General features: G+C 71.4%; 1 protein-coding gene and 1 pseudogene. Both read right to left on the bottom strand.

Annotated features, from left to right (window positions below; genetic code table 11):
- Positions 1-27: 27 nt before the first annotated feature.
- Positions 28-1,695 (bottom strand): ATP-binding cassette domain-containing protein, encoded by a 1,668-nt coding sequence (locus GBZ26_RS28990; protein WP_174441748.1) that lies wholly within the window; start codon positions 1,693-1,695, stop codon positions 28-30.
- Positions 1,696-1,702: 7 nt separating this feature from the next.
- Positions 1,703-2,018 (bottom strand): annotated as a pseudogene (locus GBZ26_RS28985) (SPFH domain-containing protein); the annotation flags it as partial.

The following is a 2,018-nucleotide window of genomic DNA, read 5'->3' as shown; positions in this document are numbered from 1 at the left end:
GTGTGGCTCCGATCCGTTGGCCCGGGTTCAGGCGGGCAGCAGGTTGGGGGCCGGAAGGGTCTGGGTGTCGAGCCGGCGGATGCCGCCCTGCTCCACCTGGATCTGCACGTCGGCGGCGTCGAAGTACGCGTCGTCGTGGGTCACGGCGATCACGGTGATGCCGCGCGCCTTCATCCAGGGGATGATCTCGCGGTAGAATTTCCGCCGGAAATAGGGGGACTGGTCGGCGGCCCATTCGTCGAGCACCAGCACGGGCTTGCGCTCCAGCAGGGCGGCGGCCAGCGCGAGGCGCTTCTTCTGCCCCTGCGACAGGTCCACCGTCGTGAAGGCGCGGTCCTCGACCGCCACCTTGTCGGACATCTCCAGCAGGTCGAGCAGCTCGTCGGCGAAGCCGTCCTCCGGCGACACCGCGCCGTAGAGCTGGCGGGTGACGTGGTTGTCGGAGAAGACGACGGAGAACAGGTCGCGGTAGGACCCCAGCGTGTCCGCCGTCACCACCGCGCCGTCCACCGTCAGACTGCCGCGCTGCGCCGGGTAGAGGCCGAGCAGCATGTGGACCATCGTGCTCTTGCCGGCGCCGTTGTGGCCGGTGACGAAGACGACGCTGCCGCGCTCCACCGTCAGATCGATGGGGCCGACGGTGAAGGAGCCGATGCCGTCGCGCCCGGCGTGGCGGTAGGCGGCGCCGTCCAGGGCGATGGTGGAGAAGCCGGTGAAGCCGGTTGCGGGCGCGTCCTTGGCGCGGCGCGGCATCGCGGCCTGCGGCGTCGCCTTCAGTTCGGCCTCCACCGCCAGATAGGAGCGGGCGGCGGTCTCGGCGCTGATGTAGGAGGGATAGGAGGCGACGATGGTGATGACCGGATAGGCGATGAAGGCGGCGGCGTGGCCGGCCAGGACGACGGTCGCGATGTCGGTGCTGCTCACCGCCGGCAGCAGGAAGACGATCCCGGCCAGCGCGGCGTAGTAGGTCAGCTCGCTCAGCGTGAAATAGTGGCTGTACTCGGCACCGAAGCGATGGCGTTCCTTGCGCAGCGCCTCGGCGCAGGCGGTGGCGTCGGACAGCGCGTTGGCGGCGCGGCGGCGGTTCAGCTTGCACTCGCGCAGCGTCTGCAGGATGTGGTCCGACCGTTCGGACAGCGCGCCCTCGGCCTCGTGGATCGTCTCCGACAGCCGTTCCAGCCGCAGCACGGAGCGCGCGATCAGGACGCCGCCGACCGTCAGGAAGCCCAGCACGATCAGCACCGCGGCGTTCGACAGGGTGGCGAGATAGATTAGGCACAGCACGATGGCCGCGACCGACTGGAAGCTGATGACCAGCGTCGGCACCGCCTGGGCGAGAAGCTGAAGCTCCGGCCCGGCGACATGGGCGAGGCGGGCGGAGCCGACCGCCATGGCGTCCGGCAGGTCGGCGGCCACCGCCCGGCGCAGCAGATCGACGCGCAGGATGGCCAGCGCCGCCTGCATGCGCTTGGACGCCGCGTTCATCATCCAGCCCTGCGAGATCCGCCACAGAAAGGCGGACACCAGGAAGATGAACAGCAGCCGCTGCAACCCCTCCGGATCGTCCATGATGACCAGCGCGCTGTTCAGCGAAGTCAGCAGGGCGAGGTTGAGGGCCGCCGCCAGCACCGCCAGCAGCACCAGCGGCTGCATGTTGCGCAGGGCGTCGCGTCTCAGGATGCGCCAGAGATCCATCGCCGGCTCACTTGGACTGGATGAGGTCGAGCAGGCGGGACGGCGACATGTTCGACAGGATGGGGGCCGAGGCGGCCTTGCCGTCCTTGGCCAGTCCGCCGGCGGTCCCCGGGGCGGCGCCGGCCGGCTGGGGCTTGACGCCGGGGACCGGCGCCGCCGGCGCGTGGCCCGCCGCGGCCGGCGCGGCTTCGGCGCCCGCGTGGGTCAGGCTGGGCATCTGGGCCACCGGCACCTGTCCGGGGGGGCCCTCGCCGCTCAGCGAGGGGAGCTGCGCGGCGGGCGGCACCGGCAGGCCCCTCGGCCTGGTGACCGTCGCCGCCCCC

The organism is Azospirillum formosense (assembly GCF_013340925.1).
GTDB classification, from domain to species: Bacteria; Pseudomonadota; Alphaproteobacteria; order Azospirillales; family Azospirillaceae; genus Azospirillum; species Azospirillum formosense.
Note: the sequence above shows the minus strand (reverse complement) of the source record. Positions and strands in the feature narration are given on the sequence as shown.